Annotated in this window: 10 protein-coding genes and 1 pseudogene; 9 read left to right on the forward strand and 2 right to left on the reverse strand. The window is 66.4% G+C overall.

Annotated features, from left to right (window positions below; translation table 11 throughout):
• Nucleotides 1-25 precede the first annotated feature (25 nt).
• From AB6809_RS17370 to fhuB, 4 genes are all read left to right on the forward strand, one after another.
• Nucleotides 26-6088 (forward strand): amino acid adenylation domain-containing protein, encoded by a 6063-nt coding sequence (locus tag AB6809_RS17370; RefSeq protein WP_371026890.1) that lies wholly within the window; start codon nt 26-28, stop codon nt 6086-6088.
• A 206-nt stretch (nt 6089-6294) separates the two neighbouring features.
• Nucleotides 6295-8487, forward strand: coding sequence for a TonB-dependent siderophore receptor (locus tag AB6809_RS17375; RefSeq protein ID WP_029969081.1), 2193 nt, complete (start codon nt 6295-6297; stop codon nt 8485-8487).
• Nucleotides 8488-8533: 46 nt separating this feature from the next.
• On the forward strand, nt 8534-9502 hold the full coding sequence (locus AB6809_RS17380) for an ABC transporter substrate-binding protein (protein ID WP_029969082.1): 969 nt from the start codon (nt 8534-8536) through the stop codon (nt 9500-9502).
• Nucleotides 9499-11490 (forward strand): Fe(3+)-hydroxamate ABC transporter permease FhuB, encoded by a 1992-nt coding sequence (fhuB, locus tag AB6809_RS17385; RefSeq protein ID WP_371026891.1) that lies wholly within the window; start codon nt 9499-9501, stop codon nt 11488-11490. Before AB6809_RS17380 ends, fhuB begins: the two co-directional genes overlap by 4 nt.
• Nucleotides 11491-11556: 66 nt before the next feature.
• On the opposite strand, the pseudogene AB6809_RS17390 reads toward fhuB, so the two are convergent.
• Nucleotides 11557-13654: pseudogene (locus tag AB6809_RS17390) on the reverse strand (TonB-dependent siderophore receptor).
• A 308-nt stretch (nt 13655-13962) separates the two neighbouring features.
• Between AB6809_RS17390 and AB6809_RS17395 the strand changes: the two are divergent.
• The 3 genes from AB6809_RS17395 (at nt 13963) to AB6809_RS17405 (ending at nt 17245) form a co-directional block, all read left to right on the forward strand.
• Nucleotides 13963-15234, forward strand: a complete 1272-nt coding sequence (locus tag AB6809_RS17395) for an MFS transporter (RefSeq protein ID WP_029969086.1) — start codon at nt 13963-13965, stop codon at nt 15232-15234.
• A 172-nt stretch (nt 15235-15406) separates the two neighbouring features.
• Entirely contained in the window at nt 15407-16051 is a 645-nt protein-coding gene (locus AB6809_RS17400) for a pyridoxamine 5'-phosphate oxidase family protein (RefSeq protein WP_029969087.1), read from the forward strand.
• A gap of 99 nt (nt 16052-16150) precedes the next feature.
• Nucleotides 16151-17245, forward strand: a complete 1095-nt coding sequence (locus AB6809_RS17405) for an asparaginase (RefSeq protein ID WP_029969088.1) — start codon at nt 16151-16153, stop codon at nt 17243-17245.
• Between the two features lie 61 nt (nt 17246-17306).
• Here the strand turns inward: AB6809_RS17405 and AB6809_RS17410 are convergent, their stop codons facing one another.
• On the reverse strand, nt 17307-18281 hold the full coding sequence (locus tag AB6809_RS17410; protein WP_006051159.1) for a chemotaxis protein: 975 nt from the start codon (nt 18279-18281) through the stop codon (nt 17307-17309).
• Nucleotides 18282-18650: 369 nt separating this feature from the next.
• Between AB6809_RS17410 and AB6809_RS17415 the strand changes: the two genes are divergently transcribed.
• The gene (locus tag AB6809_RS17415) at nt 18651-19220 is read left to right on the forward strand and encodes a DUF4142 domain-containing protein (RefSeq protein WP_029969089.1); all 570 of its coding nucleotides are present in this window, start codon (nt 18651-18653) and stop codon (nt 19218-19220) included.
• A gap of 95 nt (nt 19221-19315) precedes the next feature.
• Nucleotides 19316-20341, forward strand: a complete 1026-nt coding sequence (locus tag AB6809_RS17420) for an aldo/keto reductase (RefSeq protein WP_029969091.1) — start codon at nt 19316-19318, stop codon at nt 20339-20341.
• The last annotated feature ends 103 nt before the right edge of the window (nt 20342-20444 follow it).

The raw sequence follows: 20444 nt of genomic DNA on the forward strand, positions 1-20444 counted from the left end.
GCGTTGACCTATTCAGATTGCCACTATGCTGACTACGATTCGCAACGAACCGGCTGCGACGGTTGCTTCTACTGGTTCTTCCGCTGCCGCTAGCGCTACCGTGAGCGAAGCGCCGAGCCAGGCGCTGGCGATTGCGCGCAAGTACGCGGCGCTATCGCCGGAACGTCGGCGGCGGTTTCGCGAGAAGGCGCGCGAGCAGGGTATCGATCCCGCGCGTCTGCCGATTGTGCCGTTGTCGCGCGAAGTTGATGACGCAACTAAATCAGCAGACGCAGAAGCGTCGAGCGCCGATGCGTCTTCTTCGTTTTCGCGCGCGGCAACTTATCCGCTCGCTCCCGCGCAGGAACGTCTGTGGTTCCTCTGGAAGCTCGATCCGCTGAACCCCGCGTATAACCTGTCGCGCGCGCTGCGTTTGACGGGGCATCTCGATGTGCGTGCATTGCGCCGTGCGTTCGATGCGCTCGTCGCTCGCCACGGCGCGTTGCGTGCACGCTTCGTCGAGACGCGCGGCGTCGCGGCCCAGCGCATCGCTGCGGACGCGTGCTACCTGTGGCGCGAACATACGCTCGACGATCCCGCGCAATTGCGCGACATGCTGCGTGCCGCCGCGCGCGAACCGTTCGATCTCGAGCAAGGGCCGCTGCTGCGCGTCGACCTCATCGGGATCGATGCGCAATGTCACGCGCTGTCGATCGTCGTGCATCACATCGTGTCCGACGGCTGGTCGCAGGCGCTCTTCGTTCGCGAACTGGCGGCGCTGTATCGCGCGGCGCTCGATGGTCAGCATGACGCGTTGACTTGCGCACTGCCGCCGCTCGACATTCATTTCGGCGATGTCGCGGCGTGGCAGAACGAATGGGAAGACGGCGCGTTTGCCGACGATCTTGCGTACTGGAAACAGCGCCTTGGAGCCGAGCGTCCCGCGCTCGAATTGCCGTTGGACCGGCCGCGGGCAGCGGTGCGCGGCGTCGAAGGCGGACGCGTGCGGCGCGATGTCGGCCCGGCTCTTGCCGAGCGTCTGCGCGAACTCGCGCGCGCACAGCGCACGACGCTTTTCACCGTGTTGCTCGGCGCTTATGCCGCGCTGCTGTACCGCTACGGCGGTCAGCCGGGCTTGCGGATCGGCGTGCCGTCGGCGGGACGGCAGCGCAGCGAGAGCGAAGGGCTAATCGGTTTTTTCGTCAACACGCTTGTGATCGATGTGGACGTCGACGGCACCATGCCGTGTGCGACGTTGCTGTCGCGACTGCATGAGCGCGTGCTCGAGGCGCATGCGCATCACTCGATACCGTTCGGCCGCATTCTCGACGCGTTGCGGATCGATCGCGAGCTCGGACGCTCGCCGCTGTTCCAGGTCATGTTCAATCTCGAGCAGGCGACGAGCGACGCATCGGTTGCGATGCCCGGTCTCGTCGTTGAGCCGGAGGCGGGCGGCACGGATACGGCGCGTTTCGATCTGGTGCTGAACGTCGTCGACGATGGGCGCAACTTGCGCCTGATGTTCAACTATGCGGCCGATGTGTTCGACGTTGGCACAGTGGAGCGGATTGCATCGCAATACGAAGCGGTGCTTGAGCAGATGGTTGATGATGTGCGGCGAAGGGTTGGATCGTTGACGTTGCCTTTGCAGCATGAAGGGAAGCCGCTGAAGTCCTATGCGTTCGAGTCGCTTGGGATGGCGCTTGCGGCGCAGGCAAAGCGTACGCCGCAGGCGATTGCGCTGCGCTGTGAAGATGAGTCGCTCACGTATGCTGAACTTGATGCGTGGTCGGCGGCAATTGCTTCGCGGCTCATCGCTCGAGGTGTCGGTGCTGAGCGGCGCGTGGGATTGTGTGTCGCGCGAGGACCGGCGCTGATCGCGGCGTTGCTTGGGATTATTCGCTCCGGTGGTGCGTTCGTGCCGCTCGACCCGGATTACCCGGCCGCGCGCCTCGCGCAGATGATCGGCGATGCCGGGATCGTGCAGGTGGTGGCGGATGCGGCGAGTGCGGCGCGGGTTGGTGAGGTGCTTGCGGGGTGTGAAGTAGTGGAGGTAGGGGCAATGGCGGTAGCTGCGGCTGCTGCGGAAGCGCACGCGAAGGCGAAGGCGCAGTCACAGTCGCAGTCGAACGTTGCTTCTGCGGCGCCACGGACGGGCGCAGCGCGCGAGTCACTGATGGGCACTGAGACACCGCAACACTTTGACGCAGAAACGATGATAAGCACAGCCACTGAGCAAGAGTCGAAGCCGCACATTGACGTTGCGCTGCACCCCGACCAGCTCGCTTACGTGCTGTACACCTCGGGCTCGACCGGCAGACCCAAGGGTGTCGGCGTGAGCCACGGCGCGTTATGGACCCACCTGCAGGACTTCCTCACAACGTACGGCATCTCTAGCGACGACACGGTCCTCCACTCATCGACGATCAATTTCGACGTCGCGTTGCACGAAACGCTGCCCGCACTCCTGCACGGCGCGACGGTCGAAATGCGCGGCGTGCAGCCGTGGGATCTGCAAAGCCTGAGCGAGCGGCTGGTGAAACGGCAAGTGACATTCGCGCGGATTCCGACGGCGCTGTGGCAACAGTGGCATCGCCATGCGCCGCCGCGCGCGCAGCTTGCGCTGCGCCAGGTGACGGTCGGCGGCGAGGCGCTGCCTGGCGACGCGCTCGCGCGCTGGCGCGACGGACCGCTCGCGGACATCCGGCTCGATAACCTGTACGGACCAACCGAGACGACAGTCGCCGCGTTATGCCGCCGCACTGTGGCCGCGGACGTCCACGACGTGACGGTGCCGATTGGCCATCCGTATCCGGGCCGCACGGCGCGCGTGTTCGACGCATTCGGCGATGAAGCGCCGGTCGGCGGGCTCGGGGAGTTATGCATCGGCGGGCCGACGGTGGCGCGCGGTTATCTGGGCCGCGCGGGTCTCACCGCCGAGCGGTTTGTGCCGGACCCGCACGGCGCGCCGGGCGCACGCATGTACCGCAGCGGCGACCTGTGCCGCATGCGCGCGGACGGCACCGTGGAGTTTCTCGGACGGCTCGATCAGCAGGTGAAGCTGCGCGGGCAGCGCATCGAACCGGGCGAGATCGAGGCGGTGCTGCGCCAGTGCGAGGGCGTGCGCGAGGCGGCGGTGATTGTCGTCGGCGAAGGGCAGACGCAGCGGTTGGCGGCGTATGTGGCGGGGGAGGGTGGCGCAGTGGCGCCTGACGTGGCGGCGACGGGCGTCGCGAGTACCGATGCAGCGCAGGTCGGCGTAGCGGGTGCAGAGATAGCAAAGACCACCACAACCACATCACCGACCCTCGACACCGCACGCCTTCTACGCGAACTCGAGCACAAGCTTCCGGCCTACATGGTCCCGTCATCGGTGACGATACTCGCGCGGCTGCCGTGGATGCCGAACGGCAAGCTCGACCGCGCCGCACTGCCCGCGCCGCAGACGGGCGCACGCGAGTGCGTGGCGCCATCGAACGAGATCGAATCGGTGCTGCTGTCGATCTGGAGCGCGGTACTCGGGCGCGACGATCTGGGCGTCACCGACAACTTCTTCGAAGCCGGCGGCGACTCGATCCAGAGCCTGCAGATCATTGCGCGGGCGCGCGAGGCGGGCTGGCGGCTGACACCGCGGCAGATCTTCGAGCATCCGACGGTGAGCGGTCTCGCGCAGCGCGCGCAACGGCTCGATTCGCCGAGCGCGCATGAAATCGACGACGGCGCCGCGCTCGCCCTCACGCCGATCCAGCGGCTGTTCTTCGAGCGCTATCCGCATGGCGAATCGCACTGGAACCAGGCGGTGCTGCTGAAGGTGAATGGCCGGCTCGTGCCTGAGGCGCTCGAGCGCGCGGTCGCGGCCCTGGAGGCACGCCACGACGCGCTGCGTCTGCGGTTCGTAAAAGAGGCGGGCGAGTGGAAGCAGACCGTAGCGAGCGGAGAGTCTGCGGACACACTGACAGGAGCGACGCACGATTCGCAACCGTCACAAGCGTCGCAAGGCTCACAAGTATCGCTGTCGTCAGAGGAACCGCGGACAACACACGTATCGCAGCCCGCCACCCCCACAGTCCGCCACGAAAAACTCTCGTCGCTCGCCGACCTCGCAACGGCCTGCACCAACATCCAGTCGAGCCTCGACATCGAGCGCGGGCCGCTCTGGCGCGTCGGCCACTTCGAAACTCAAGACGAAACCCGTCTGCTAATCGCGATCCATCACCTGTCAGTGGACGGCGTCTCCTGGCGCGTGCTTCTCGAAGAACTGCAAACCGCCTATGAACAAGCCGAACGCAAGGAGCCCATCCACCTACCAGTCCCGTCGATGCCCTGGCGCGTATGGGTCCGTGAACTTCATCAGTATGCCGAATCATCGGAGCGTGTCGCTGAACTCGCATGGTGGCAAACCGCGCTCGACGCGCCTGCATTGCGCGCCGGCCCGCTGTTTCCGGCCATCGAGCCGCATCCGCAGCCGCAAAAGACGCTGCTGAAAAAGCTCTCGCCCGAACTCACCGCGGCGCTCCTGCGTGAAGCACCGCGCGTGTACCGGATGCGCGTCGACGAAGTGCTGCTTGCGGCGCTCGCGCGCGCCATCGGCGATGCGGTGTCGCGTGATGAAGTGCTCGTCGAGCTGGAAGGCCACGGCCGCGAGGACGTCATCGACGGTGCCGAGCTGAGCCGCACCGTCGGCTGGTTCACGAGCCAGTATCCGCTCGCGTTGCCGCGCGGCACCGACGCGGCCGATGCGCTGCTGCAGGTGCGCGAGCGTCTCGCGGCCGTCCCGTTGCGCGGACTGGGCTGGGGCCTGCTCTCGTGCTGCGCGGACGCCGCGAGTCGGTCGGCGCTGCGCGCGCTGCCCACGCCGGAGATCGGCTTCAACTATCTGGGCCGCTTCGATCAGACTTTCGACGATGCAAGCCGCTTCGGCTTCGCGGCCGAAACGCCGGGCGACGCCATCGCACCCCGCGCGCGGCTGCCCGACCGTGCGCTCGACATCAACGGCTGGATTGCCGGCGATTCGCTCGCGCTCAACTGGGGCTACGCGCCGCAGTTCGTGTCGGACGCGCTCGCCGAAAAATTGCTGGCGTCGTTCGAGTCGTCGCTCGTCGCGCTGGTCGAACATCTGCGCACCGCCACATCGCAACCGCAACAGCCACAACAACCACAAGCCCCCAAACCGCGCCCACCCGTTCCCGATTCCGTCGAAACGCTGGCGCAGCGCGACACCATCGCCGCAAGCTGGACCGCGCGCGCCGTATACGAAGCCAGCCTGCCCGCGCCTCCCGCCGATGCGCTCGCCGCCTGGTTCGCGCGACGCCGGCCTCAAGACGCAAACTCTCGCGCCCAGGCCGCACGATCGCCCGCCGTGCCGCTCAACGCACTCGGCGCGCCGGCAACGCTGTTCTGTCTGCACCCCGGCTACGGCATGGTCGGCGAATACCGCACGCTCGCGCAGGCGCTGAACGGCCGCGTGAGCCTGATCGCCATTCAGGCCCCGGCTGTGCGCGGCGAGCCGTGGCAAGGCGACACGTTCGAAGCGCTCGCCGCGCACTACGCCGACAGCATCGAAGCGCTCCAGCCGCACGGCGACTACGCGCTGCTCGGCTGGTCGTTCGGCGGCCGGCTCGCGATCGCCATCGCGGAACATTTCGAGCGGCGCGGCATGCGCGTGTCGTTCGTCGGCATCGTCGATACGGCGACGCATCGGGAGGAGGGCGCCGGCTTTGCCACCACCGTCAAAGAAGACGAAGGCGAAGACAGTGCGCCGGCCGCCGCGCTTACGCTGCTCGACAACGCGGGCCCGTCGCTGCTCGGCGACGCGCTCGCCGCCGACGCGTTGCACGCCGATCTGATGTCGCGGCATGTGCTGCCGCGCATCGCCTGCGATCTGCATGTGTGGCGCGCGCTGCGCATCGCCGATCCGCGGCGCAGGATGGCGTGGGCGGACCGCACGCGTGGCCGGCTGCACGAGTTCGACGTCGACGCGAGTCATTCGAGCATCGTCCACCATCCGATTCTTGCCGCGCAGCTTGAGCAGTGGTTCGCACCATCGGCGCCGCAAAGCGAGGCGACGGCACGCACTCAGCCCGATCCCGTCGCCGATCTTCACCGCTAGCACCCCCAGCCGCTGGCGCGGCGGGCACGCGTTTTCGCCCGCATCGCGCCAACGGCTGTGTCTCCCGTTCCCCACAGTTTTATTCGCATTGAATGCGAACGATTATTGTTTACATTACTATCCCGTCTTGAGAGAATCACCGGGCACCAGGCCGGCGTCCGCGCGTCTGGCTTGATTCGGGGATAGAAGAAAGGGGATCAAGAAGAATGAAGGTTGAGAAAGCCGGGAAATGCGTTGCTTTGCGGGAGCGCGGCTTGCCGCACCCGCGTCCGATTTACGTCGCGTTGATGCTGGGTCTGGCCAGCCTCGGCGCGCACGCGCAGGAGTCGCCGGCCGCTGCATCGGGCACGGACGCCGCGAAGGAATTGCCTGCCGTTCAGGTGCGCAGTTCTGCTGAAGATCCGCTAGGGCCGGGCGTCGGCTATGTCGCCAAACGTTCGATGACCGGCACCAAGACGGATTCGTCGCTGCTCACGAATCCGCAGAGCGTGTCCGTCGTCACGCGCCAGCAGATGGACGACCAGGGCGCGCAGACCGTCGACCAGGCGCTGCGCTACACGCCGGGCGTCTATTCGCAGGACGGCACCGACATCCGTTTCGATCAGCTCTACGGCCGCGGTTTTCCGCTCGACTCGTATCTGGACGGCCTGCATCTGTACCAGTCGCCGCGCTTCGCCACGCCGCGCATCGACCCGTACTTCATGGAGCGCCTGGAAGTGCTGCATGGCCCGGCGTCGGTGTTGTACGGGCAGGGCAGTCCGGGTGGCCTCGTCAACTACGTGAGCAAGCTGCCGATGGAGCAGCCCTATCACGAAGTGATGATGCAGATCGGCAACCACAACAACTATCAGTTGGGCTTCGACCTGAGCGGTCCCGTCGACAAGAACGGCACCGTGCTGTATCGGCTCACGGGTGTCGCGCGCACTGCGGAGACGCAGGTCAGCGACATCAAGGACCAGCGCCTTGCAATCGCGCCGTCGGTCACGATCCGGCCGAACCGCGACACGACGTTCACGCTGCAGGGCAGCTTCCAGCGCGACCCGAACGGCGGTCTGTTCAACCCGGTGCCCGCCGGCGCGACGTTGTTTAGTAACCCGAACGGTCAACTCGGGCCGGACAAATATTTCGGCGATCCCGACCGCGACGGCATGCATCGCACGCAGTACTGGTTCGGTTATCAGTTCGATCACGCGATCAACGACAAGATCAGCGTGTCGCAGAATCTGCGCTATCTGCATATCGACCAGCATTATTACCAGACCTCGGTGACGAGTGCGCTCGGCGCGAATCAGCGCACGGTGTCGATGTGGGGCAACGTCGACAACGAGCACTACACGCAATTCCAGGTCGACACGCACGCGCAGGCGAAGGTGGCGACGGGCGCCGTTCAGCACACGTTGCTGTTCGGTCTCGACTATCAGCGCTCGATGCTCGGCGACACGGAAGGCAACTCCGTCCTCGGTACGGTGGATCTGTACAACCCGAACTTCTCGTCGCTGCCGACGCAGCAGGCCAACACGCGCCTCGATTATTCGTTGAGCACGGTCGGCGTGTATGCGCAGGACGAAGCGCGCTGGCGTAACTGGGTGCTCACGTTCGGCGTGCGCCAGGACTGGACGGGCGGCAATCAGCAAACCACCTTGCTCACGACGGGAAAGGGCAGCATTTACCACACGAACGATCATGCGTTCACGTGGCGCGCGGGCCTCGCGTATCAATTCGAAAGCGGCATCGCGCCGTATGTCAGCTATTCGCGGTCGTTCCAACCGGTGCTGGGCGCGACGTTTTCGGGCGCTCCGTTCTCGCCGACGAAGGGCCGGCAGGTCGAAGCGGGCGTGCGTTATCAGCCGAAATGGTTTGACGGCTTCTTCTCGCTCGCGGCGTTTACGCTCACGCAGGACAATGTGTCGGTGGTCGATCCGAATAATCTGGGCTACACGATACAGACCGGCCAGGTCCGCTCACGCGGCGTCGAGTTCGAAGCCCACGCGAACGTCACCGCCGATCTGAAAGTGATTGCGTCGTACACCTATTTGAACCAGCAGGTGACGAGCACCACGACGCCCACCAGTTTCGGCAAGCGTCCGACCATCGCGCCGCGCAATACCGCTTCGCTGTGGGCCGATTACACGTTCCACCGCGGACCGCTGCGCAACTTCGGCGTCGGCTCCGGCGTGCGTTATATGAGCAGTTCGGCGGGCGATGCAGCGAACACCTTCACGGTGCCGGGGCGTGTGCTCGTCGACCTCGGCGCGCACTACGACATTCAGAACTGGCGCCTGTCGCTCAATCTGAACAACGTGTTCGATCGCGAGTACATCTCGTACTGCACGACCGCGTCGGTGTGCTACTGGGGCGCGACGCGCACGGTGCTGGGCACGGCTCGTTACCAATGGTGATCGGCATGACGAAGGGCCCGGCGGATCGCATGCGGCACACGTCGCCATGACGGCAGGCGTGCGCTTTAACGGCAAGCGGCGCCTCGCGCTTGCGGGGTTGGGCGCGGCCGCGCTTATGGCGGCGGGCGCACGGTCGGCGCGCGCGGCGGATGCGGCGGGCGCCGTTTCTGCGGCCGCTTCGATTTCAGGCTCGGCCGCAGGCTCAGCAGCGGCGCCCGCCGCTCGCGTCGTCGTGCTCGATTGGCCGCTGACGGAAGTCGTGTTGTCGCTCGGCGTTGTGCCCGTCGGCGTGTCGCGTCCCGCGTGGTATGCGAAGCTCGACGGCGTTCCGGCGTTGCCGCCATCGGTCGTCGATACCGGCTTGCTGTATCAGCCGAACTTCGAAGTGCTCGCCGCGCTAAAGCCCGAGCTTATCGTCATCACGCCGTGGCATGTGCCGCTGCGCGGGTTGCTCGAACGCATCGCGCCGACGCTGACGGTGCAACTGTTCGGCCCCGGCATCGACGTCTATCCGGCCGTTCACGCCGCGACCCGCAAGCTCGCCGACGCGCTCGGCCGCAACGCCGCGGCCGATGCGCTGTTCGCGCAAGCCGATGCCCGCGTCGCCGATGCGTCCGCGCGTCTCGCGGGCTTTCGCGCGATGCGGCGTCCCGTCTATCTACTGCGTCCGATCGACGACCGTCACATCGCCGTATTCGGCAGAAACAGCCTGTTCGGCGGCGTGCTCCACGCGCTCGGAATCGATAACGCGTGGCAAGACTTCGCCGATCCGCAAGGCATGACCGAAGCGGACCTCGGCGCGCTCGCACGACATGCCGATGCGCAAGTCGTCACGATCGGCGTGCCGTCCGGCGTCGCGGCGCAACTCGCGCGCAGTCCGTTATGGGGCGCGCTGCCGTTCGTGCGGCAAAACCGCGTCCAGCACATCGGCCCGTTGCCGGCGCTCGGCGGCCTCGTCGCGTCGATGCGTTTCGCCGACAGCCTCGCCGGCGCGCTGCAAGGAGTCACCCAATGAACCGCTCGATGGCGACTGTCACCGCCGCCGCGCCGCGCGCGTGGCGGCTGCCCGCGCTGCTGCTGATGCTGGCCGCGTGGCTCGTTTATCACACACTGTCCGCGCGGCTGCCTGTCGCGCAATGGCCCGGCGCGCTGTTGCCTCGTGCCGATGCCACGTTGCCGCAGCTTGTCGTGCGCTATGGCTGGCTGCCGCGCTTCGCGATCGCGCTGATCGCCGGCGCGGCGTTGTCGCTGGCGGGCGTGGTCTTTCAGCAGGTGCTGCGCAATCCGCTTGCCGAGCCGCTCACGCTCGGCGTGTCGGCGGGCGCGTATCTCGCGTTGACGATCGCCGCGGTGGCCGCGCCCGCGCTCGCCGTCGATATGCGCTTCGCGGTCGCGCTGGCAGGCGCCGCGCTCGCGATGTTCGCCACCATGGCGATGACGTGGCGCAAGGGCTTCGCGGCGGTCTCCATCGTGCTCGCGGGCATGATCGTGAATCTGTACTGCGGCGCATTGTCAGTGATCCTGACGATTGTGTTCGAGCGTTCGTTGACGTCGGTGTTCATCTGGGGCGGCGGCTCGCTCGTGCAAAACGGCTGGGCGAGCGTCGTGTGGCTGCTGCCGCGCGTGCTCGCGTGCGGTGTCGCCATGGCGCTGCTGGTGCGCCCCTTAACGCTCTTTTCACTCGACGACGGCAGCGCGAGCCAGCTCGGCATGTCGCTGAAATGGACGCGTCCGCTCGCGCTCGGCGTCGCCGTCACGTTGAGCGCGTTCATGGCGAGCGCAGTCGGCGTAATCGGCTTCATCGGACTCGGCGGGCCGGTGCTCGCGCGTCTGATGGGCGCACGGCGCGTGCGCGATCAGTTGCTATGGGCGCCGCTCGTCGGCGCGCTGTTGCTCGCGATCGCCGATCAGGCCGTGCAGAGTTTGCCGAGCGTACTCGGCGAACTGCTGCCGACGGGCGCGGCGGTCGCGCTCTGCGGCGGGCCGCTGCTGCTGTGGATGCTGCGCCGCGTGCACATCGAAGCGCCGCGTCCCGCGTCTGCGGAGCGCCCGCCGCCGCGTCGCGCGTTAACGATGCCGACGCTGCTGCTCGGCGTCCTGCTCGTCGCCGCGGTCGTCGTGTCGCTGCTCTTTTCGACGACGCTGCACGGCTGGCAATGGACCGGCGCGCAGCAATGGAGCGACGTGTGGTTCTGGCGCGTGCCGCGCCTCGCCGCATCGCTGGGCGCGGGGGTGATGGTGGCGCTCGCGGGGACGATCCTGCAACGCGTCACCGGCAATCCGATGGCAAGCCCCGATCTGCTTGGCGTGAGCGGCGGCGCGATGCTCGGCATGCTGGCCGCGGCGGTCGTCGCGAGCGCGCCGTCGACGCCCGTGCTGCTCGCGGGCTCGTCGGCGGGCGCGCTGATCTGCCTCGTGACGATCGTCGCCCTTGGCCGCCGCAGCGGTTTCGCGCCGGAGCATGTGCTGCTCGCGGGCATCGCCCTCAGCGCGTTTTCACAGGCGGTCGTCATGCTCGCGACGGCGAGCGGCGGCGCGTACGCGAACCTGCTGCGTCCGCTGCAATACGGCTCGACCTATCTGATCGCGCCCGCGACGGCAATCGCCGTCGGCGCGTGCACGGTCGTCGCGGTGGTCGTCGCGTATCTGGGCGCGCGTTGGCTCGAGATCCTGCCGCTCGGCGCGAATGTGGCGAATGCGCTCGGCGTCGGCGCGCAACGCGCGCGGCTCATGCTGCTCGTGCTGGCCGCGATCCTCACGGCGGGCGCGACGGTCGTGATTGGCCCGATGTCGTTCGTCGGCCTGATGGCGCCGCATCTCGCGCGGCTGCTCGGCTTTCCGCGCGCGCGTTCGCAGATGCTCGTCGCGGCGCTGATCGGCGGCTTGCTGATGGTGCTGTCGGACTGGCTCGGCCGCAACATGATCTTTCCGCAGCAACTGCCGGCGGGCGTGATCGCGACGCTTCTGGGCGGGCCTTATCTAATGTGGTTGCTGCGTCGTTGATGCGTCGAACAAGTTGAGCCGAGGCGCGCATCGCGCGCCTCATGACTCTCGACGAACCCCGCTGCGTCAGAACGAAAACGTCGTATTCAACATCACGAGCCGCGCTTCGCCGACCGCGATAATCAGATTGCTGTTGCTCGACGGATAGTACGTTTTGTCGAACACGTTCTTCACATTCAGTTGCACATGCGTCGGGATCTTGCCGATCTTCGTGTCATAAGCGGCGAACAGGTCTGCCACGACATAACCTGGCAACGTGAAGCTGTTGGCCGTGTCGCCCGGACGCTTGCTCACTAGCCGCGCGCCGCCGCCAAAACGCCATTGCCCCGGCAGATACGGCAGCATCGTGTCGTAGACGGCGAAGACACTGCCGGTATGGCGCGCCGCGTTCACGAGGCGCGTGCCGTTGTCGCGGTCGGTTGCGTTCGTGTATGCATAGCTGCCGATCACGCTTACGTGCTGTGTGAGCCGGCCCGCAACATCGAGCTCGATGCCGCGCGACCTCGCGCTGCCCACCGTCTCCGTCGTATCGCCGACCGTGACCGCCACATTGTTCTTGTCGATCTGATAGACGGCGAGCGTGCCCGTGATGCCGTGCGCGTCGAGCTTGAGGCCCGTAGACGCGTCCACGCTCCGGCGCGAGCGGCTCGCTGACTTGCGTGGCGACGTTCGGCACGAACGATTTGCTGAAGTTCGCGTACGCGGACAGCGCCGGCGTGAGCCGGTAAACGAGGCCGAATTGCGGCAGCCATACCTGCCCATGCGAGTGATCGGCGATCACGAACGGACGGCCCACGCCCGACAGTTGCTGCCAGTTCTCCCAACGCAGGCCGCCGACCGCGATCAGCCTGTCGGTCAGATGAACCGTGTCCTGCGTCACGACGGAATAGGTATGCACCTTCGACAAGCTGTCGCTCTGCGTCGCGCTCGGCGTGCCGCCCGGCGACAGTTGTCCATAGACGGGGTCGAACAGATCGAAGCCCGACACCGCCTTGCCGCGTATGGTGTCGCCGCGGAAGCTGCGTTGACGCTCGTACTCGCCGCCGACGTACAACTCGTGACGCATGCCGCCGAGCTTCAGATTGCCGAGCACGCCGACGGTCGCGATCTCGTCGGAATCGTTGCGCTGCAGGTTCGCATCCGACGAGCGGCTCATGATGCCGGTCCTGCTGTTGAACGCCGTCGCGCGCGTGATGTACTGGTCGTAGCGGTCGCGGCTCCATCCGTAGGTTGCGCGCACGCGCCATTCGTCGGAAAAGCGGTGTTCGATTTTCGCGCGCAGCGTTTCCTGCTCGCCTGAGTTTTGCGCCCACGCTTCTTCATAGCGCGTGTAACGCAAGGCATCGTCGGGATGACCGTTGACGAGCACCGTGCCGCGGTCGAACGGCGTCGTGTAGTCGACGTACTGGTAGCTCACGTCGATCGACGTATTCGCGTCGTGCCACGACAGCGACGGCGCGATCAGCGCGTCGCGCTGGCGTCCGAAGCTGCGCCAGTAGCGCGCGGTGTTGTACTCGCCGGTCAGGCGAAACGCGAGCGTGCCGCCCGCGACCTGTCCCGCTTCGCCGATCGGGCCGGTGAGGTCGAAGCTGGTGCCGCTGCCGCGATGGCTCGTGTAGTTCGCAGAGACCGAGCCGTGAAAAGTGTCTTCCGGTTTCCGGGTGATCAGATTGATCACGCCGCCTGGCTCCTGGATGCCGTAGAGCAGCGAAGCGGGGCCCTTGAGCACTTCGACGCGGTCGATCGTCGCGAGATAGTTGTGAAGCGTCGGCGAGCGCATGCCGTCGACGAGAATCGAGCCGTCGTCGTTCGAGCCGAAGCCGCGCTTGATGAACGCATCGCGCGTTCCGCCGAGCGTGTTCGTTTGCGTGATGCCGCTCACGTTGCCGAGCACGTCGTCGAGCGTGCGCGCCTGCTGGTCCTGCATCACGCTCGAGCTGACGACCGCAACGGACTGCGGAATGTCGCTGATTTTCGTCGCGATGCCGCTCGCGGTTTCACTCGTGCGCGGACGATAACCGGCGGTCGGGTCGGCGAGCGCGGCGGCCTGCACGGCGACCGCCGGCAGTTCGGTGGGGGCGGCGGTCGAGGCGGCGGGCGGGGCGCTCGCGGCATCCGGCGAAGCGGCGGCGGCGAGTGCGGCGGGCGCGGTCGCCATGTACATCAACATCGAAAGGGGAATGCGGAGGCCGCGGCGGCGAGGGCGGCCTGGCGGCGCGGAGGTTTTGACGAAGCGCATGGATGGTTTGAACGACAGATTCCTGGACGACGCGTATCCCGCACCAGAGCGGCCGGGAAGCTCAGCGGCGTCGGTTCTTATTAAGGATGCGAGACGATAATGTAAATGAGAATGATTATCAAATGAAAACATAATGGCGCGGACTCGCGGATGCCCACCGCGCCAGCAAGACTGGCTGCGTTGCTCTAAACTAGCCGCCGCTCACGCCAGCCACGCCAACACTCACGACCTCGATGCCTCCCGTTCCCGCCGACTCCAGCGACACCGCCGATTCCTCCTCCGTCAGCCTGCCGAAGCAACCGGCGTTTCAACGCTTCTGGTGCACGCGCATTCTCTCGTCGCTGTCGTTTCAGATGCTCGCGGTCGCGATGGGATGGCACATCTACGCGCTCACGCACAGCGCGTTCGCGCTCGGCCTCGTCGGACTCGCGCAGTTCCTGCCGATGTTCCTGCTGACGCTCGTCGTCGGCCATTTCGCGGACCGCTACGATCGCCGGCGCATCGCGGCCATCTGTCAAAGCCTCGAAAGCGTCGCGGCATTGCTGTTCGCGTGCGGCACCTTCGGCGGATGGATCAGCGCACCCGTGATTTACGTGCTCGCTGCCTGCGTGGGCGCGGCGCGCGCCTTCGAATCGCCGGCGGTCGCGTCGCTGTTGCCCGGCGTCGTGCCGCGCGGGCAATTGCCGAAGGCGACGGCGTGGGCGACCTCGGCGAACCAGACCGCGCAGATCGCCGGTCCCGCGCTCGGCGGTCTGCTTTACGGCATCGGTCCGGGCGCCGCTTATCTCGCGTGCACGCTGTCGTTCGCCGCCGCGGCCACGGCCGTGTGGGGCATTCCGCTGCGCGCGAAGCCGGCGAGCCGCGCGCCCGTCACGCTCGAATCGGTGTTCTCGGGCATCGCCTTCATTCGCAAGCAACCGGTGATACTCGGCGCGTTGTCGCTCGATCTGTTCGCGGTGCTGTTCGGCGGCGCGACCGCGCTGTTGCCGGTGTTCGCGCGCGATGTGCTGCATACCGGGCCGCTCGGGCTCGGCCTGTTGCGCTCGGGCACCGCGATCGGCGCGCTCGCGGGCACCATCTGGCTCGCGCATTTTCCGCTGCGCAACCGGCCGGGCGCGGCGATGTTCGGCGGCGTGATCGCGTTCGGCGTGGCGACGCTCGTGTTCGGCATGTCGCATCAGTTCATCGTGTCGCTGCTCGCGCTGATGGCGCTCGGCGCGTCGGACACCATCAGCGTCGTCGTGCGTCTGTCGCTCGTGCAGCTTCGCACGCCGGATGAAATGCTCGGACGCGTGAGCGCCGTCAATTCGCTTTTCATTGGCACATCGAATCAATTGGGTGAATTCGAATCGGGTGTCACGGCCGGCTGGTGGGGCGCGCGAACGGCGGTGCTGGTCGGCGGCATCGCGACGATCACGGTCGCCTTGCTGTGGATGAAGCTCTTCCCCGAATTGAGGAACACGCGTTCGCTCGAACGCGAAGAGGAACTGGCGCCGAGCGCCTGAGCGGCACGCGGCTTCGCACGGCGCGCGGCTTTGCACGGCGCGCGGCCTGGCACGGCGCGCTATTCTCGTTCGATGAGAACCGGCTTCTCGTTCAGGCCGGCTACCGCGCCACGGCTCATGCGCGTAAGGTTGAGCGCGTCACTTGCGGGAATGCCCGCCAAGGAGCCGCTTCATGACACACCCTGACTCGCATCAGCACGCTTATCCGAGCGACATCGCGTTCACGCCCACGGTCAAGGCATTGCAAAGCCGCAACGGTTCGCGCGATGCGTATGCGCGGATGGAAGAAGAACACGGCTGGCAGACGCGTCTCACGCCCGACGTCGCGGGTTTCATCGAGCAGCAGACGAGCGTGTTTCTTGCGACCGTCAGCTCGGAAGGGCAGCCGTATATCCAGCATCGCGGCGGTCCCGCTGGTTTTCTGCGCGTGCTCGACGATCACACCATTGCGTTCGCGGATTTCGCCGGCAACCGGCAGTACATCACGGCCGGCAATCTCGCGGAAAATCCGAAGGCGCATCTGTTTCTGATGGACTATGCGCATCGCCGGCGCATCAAGATCTGGGGCGAGGCGCGCGTGGTCGACGACGATCCCGCGTTGCTCGCGAAGCTCATGCCCGAGGGTTACAAGGCGCGCGGCGAACGCGTGATCGTGATGACGGTGCGCGCGTGGGACGTCAATTGTCCGAAGCATATTCCGCAGCGTTTCGAAGCAGCGGATGTGGCCGCCGCGTTGCAGGAACGCGACGAGCGCATCCAGCAACTCGAGGCGCAAGTGGCCGAGCTTAAACGCGAGGCAGCGCTTCGCGGCGATTGATGCGCGCGCACTCGTTCCGTAGAATCGTGGCGCTTAGCGCGTGACATATGACGCTTGCTTGCAAGCGCAACGATTCGCGCGATCACGAGGAGAATGCGCATGAGTCTGCACACCACGGAGCCGATCGCGGCGACCGTTTATCGCGGCAATTCTGTTGAAAACACGCACCGCGCGCATGTCGCGGTTGTCGATGCCGCCGGCCGCCTGCTGTATTCGTTCGGCGATCCGTCGCGCGTCACCTTGGCGCGTTCCGCCGCCAAGCCGGCGCAAGCGCTCGCGGTGCTGGAAACCGGCGCGCTGGAGCGCTTCGGTTTCGACGAAGCGGACCTCGCGCTGATGTGCGCGTCGCACAGCAGCGAGCCGCGTCACATCGAGCGTGCGCGCGGCATGCTCGCGAAGGCGCAGGCAAGCGAAGCGGATCTTCGCTGCGGCGGTCATCCGCCGCTCTCCGATGCGGTCTACGCGGACTGGATCAAGCGCGATTTCAAGCCGGGCGCGGTGTGCAGCAACTGTTCGGGCAAGCACGCGGGCATGCTCGCCGGCGCGCGTTCGATCGGCGCCGCGCTGAGCGGTTACGAAGAGCCGGATCATCCGTTGCAAGTGCGCGTGAAGCACACGGTCGCCAACGTCTGCGATCTGCCGGACGAGGGCGTGCAATGGGCGATCGACGGATGCAATCTGCCCACGCCGGCCTTTGCGCTGGACCGTCTTGCGCGACTCTTCGTCAAGCTGGCCGCTGCCGAGGATGAAGTGTCCTCCGGTGCGTCCAACGCTGAGCCTACTTCGCGCACGGCGGCGCTCGCGCGCATCTATCGTGCGATGACGGCTTATCCGGAGCTGGTGGCAGGAGAGGGCCGCTTTTGCACGCTGCTGATGGACGCGTTCGAAGGCGCGCTGGTCGGCAAGCTCGGTGCGGACGGCAGTTATGCGATCGGCGTGCGCGCGTCGAAGCAGACGGCGGCGCACACAGGCAAGGAGGGCGCGCAGGGCGCGCTCGGCATCGCGGTGAAAGTCGAGGATGGCAACGTCAGCGTGCTATACGCGGTGGTCGCCGAAGTGCTCGCGCTGCTCGAGATCGGCACGGCCGGACAGCGCGCGAAGCTCGACGCTTTTCATGCGCCCAGAACGCTCAACACGATGGGCGTCGCGACGAGCCGCGTCGTGTTTTCGGTTGCGCTCGCCGCGGCTCGGTAAAGCGGGTGTGCGTCGTTAGCGCTGGCTCGGCGCGGCGCGGCCGCGCGGCCGCTTCACATCGTCAGGCTGCAGCCTCGGCCGCGGACATCAGCGCAGTACGTATCGCATGCGCGAGCTCGCCCGCCTGGAACTTGGCGACATAGCCGTTTGCGCCAGCGTTCTTCACATGCGCCTCGTTGGCCGCGCCCGTCAGCGACGAATGGATGATCACCGGAACGTCGCGCATCCGCTCATCCGCCTTGATCTGGCGCGTCAGCATGAAGCCGTCCATCTCGGGCATTTCGAGGTCGGTCAGCACCAGCGCGATGCTGTCCTTCACGCGCACGCCATTGGCCTCGGCTTCTTCCGCGACCTGCTGCAGGGTCTGCCACGCCTCTTCGCCGGTCTTGGTCATCACGAACTCGGCGCCGATCGCGGTCAACGCCTGCTCGATCAGCTTGCGGGCGAAGCCGGAGTCGTCGGCGGCAAGAATCTTCGCGCCTGGGCGAATGCCCAGCGCGTCGCCGACCGACGTCGGGTCCACGCTCGGATGCTGCGACGGGAACACGTCGCGCAGCACCTGCTCGACGTCGATCACCTGCGCGAGCCGCGAGTCGCCCGTATTGCCGTCGATCCGCGCAATGCTCGTGACGAGATTGCCGCCGGCCGCGCCTTCCGCGGACAGCACCTGATTCCATTCGAGGCGCACGATGTCGTCGACTTCCTCGACCGCGAACGCCTGCGTCGAGCGCGCGAATTCGGTGACGAGCAGGATGTTCAGGCCGCGCGTGGGCTCGCAGCCCATCAGCCGCGGCAAGTCGATCACGGGGATGATCTGCCCGCGAATATCGACCGCGCCCATCACGAACGGCGACGAACCGGCGATCGGCGTGACCGGCGGCATCGTCGAAATTTCGCGCACCTTGAACACGTTGATGCCGTAAAGCTCGTGCGCGTCGCTGCCGGGCACCGAGCCGAGACGGTACAGCAGCAACTCGAATTTGTTGGAACTGGTCAGGTTGGTGCGTTCGTCGTGCGCGCGGTTATCTACTGCCATCGAATCTCTCCGGGATTGCGGTGCGTGGGCGCGCGCTTGCGTTGGTTGATGCCGACGCGCTTCTTACTTTCTGTTATCGGCGCGGCTGCCGAAAAATTCAGCGGCTCGCCGGCTTTTGCTGGCAATCCCTGGGTGCACGCGGTTTTCGCTCACAAGCGGACGGCATTCGTGTGAAGGTTACCTAACGTTACACAAGCGACAGCGTCGTATCACATGGCATCGGGCGCGGCTTCTAGAATTTTTTCCGACGATCGAATGCGGCGCTTTGCGGCGCTTCACGGCAGCAGACGAGCCGGCCGCGGCATCTCGCGCTCACATGTCCTCGCGCGCCGCATCGTTGCCGTTTCGCTTCCAATCCAAGGAGAACGTATGACCCGCTTGCCTCTCGCCACCATCACGAGCGCCTGCATGGCCAGTCTGCTGATGCTCGCCGCTTCCGCCACGACGGCCAGCGCCCAGACCGCGCCCGCCGCCGCGCCAGACGCGGGCCGTCTGCATGCCGCCGACCAGACGTTCATCGCCGAGGGCACGCAGGCCGTCGCCACGCAACGCGATGCGGCGCGCATCGCGACATCGCGCTCGACCGACCGCGACGTGAAGGCGTTCGCCGAGCGCGTCTCGGCCGATAACGCCAAAATCACCGACGCGCTGCGCGCGGCCAGCCCGCGCGGCGTCGACGTGCCGAAGAACGACCCGGACACGGCCGTTCTCGCGAGCATCAACAACCTGCGCGGCGCCGAGTTCGACAAGACCTATATCGAGCAGGTCGCGCTGGCCGGCGAGCAGAAGGCGCAGTCGGCGTTCCAGGCGGAAATCGCCTCGGGCCGCGATCCGCAGTTGAAGGATGCGGCGAAGAAGGCGTTGCCTGTTCTGCAGGAGCATTACGCGATGGCGCAGGAACTGGCGCAACGCAAGCACCTGCCGGCAGCAGCGCACTGAGTTTGCGGAGGCGGGCGACGCCGGCGACGCGTCCGCGCCGACCGGCGTAAACTGAACCTCCGTTCAAACGACGGCTATGCCACGGAGATTCATCAATGGAATACAGACATCTGGGTGCTTCCGGTTTCAAGGTGCCGGTGCTGAGTTTCGGCACGGGGACGTTCGGCGGCAAGGGCGAATTTTTTGAGGCGTGGGGCGCGACCGACGTCGCCGAAGCGCGCCGTCTGATCGACATCTGTTTCGATGCGGGCGTCACGATGTTCGACACCGCGGACATCTATTCGCGCGGCGCATCGGAGTCGGTGCTCGGCGAAGCGCTCAAGGGCAAGCGCGACAAGGCGATCCTCTCGACCAAGGCGACCTTCCGTTTCGACGACGGCCCGAACAACGTGGGCTCGTCGCGCTTTCACCTGATTCAGGCGGTCGACGCGGCGCTCAAGCGCCTGCAAACCGACTACATCGACCTCTTTCAGCTGCACGGTTTCGACGCCCGTACGCCGGTCGCCGAAGTGCTGTCCACGCTCGACGACCTGGTGCGCGCGGGCAAGATCCGCTACACGGGCGTGTCGAACTTTTCCGGCTGGCATCTGATGAAGTCGCTCGATACCGCCGACCGCTACGGCTATCCGCGCTACGTCGCGAACCAGACGTATTACTCGCTCGTCGGCCGCGATTACGAGTGGGAGCTGATGCCGCTCGGCATCGATCAGGGCGTGGGCGCGGTGGTGTGGAGCCCGCTCGGCTGGGGGCGTCTGACGGGCAAGATCAAGCGCGGCCAGCCGTTGCCGCAGCAAAGCCGCTTGCACAAGACCGCCGACATGGGCCCGCCGGTCCCGGAGGAGTACCTGTTCCGCGTGCTCGACGCAATCGACGAGATCGCCGTCGAAACCGGCAAGACCGTCCCGCAGATTGCATTGAACTGGCTGTTGCAGCGCCCGACGGTGTCGACGGTGCTGATCGGCGCTCGCAATGAAGAGCAGTTGCGGCAGAACCTGGGCGCGGTTGGCTGGAATCTGACGCCCGAGCAGGTCGCGCGGCTCGATGCGGCGAGCGCGGTGCGGCCCGCTTATCCGTACTGGCATCAGGAAGGATTCGCCGAGCGCAATCCGAAAGCGGTTTAAGCGGGCGAGTCGGGGCGCATTTTTAGGTGCGTTGGTTGCCGGTGCCGCTTCCGCAGCGCCCGAAACCAACGCGGGCCTCAACCCTCAATGCTCAACCCCCACT

Origin of the sequence: Paraburkholderia sp. RCC_158 (assembly GCF_041355255.1) — a bacterium.
GTDB classification, from domain to species: Bacteria; Pseudomonadota; Gammaproteobacteria; order Burkholderiales; family Burkholderiaceae; genus Paraburkholderia; species Paraburkholderia graminis.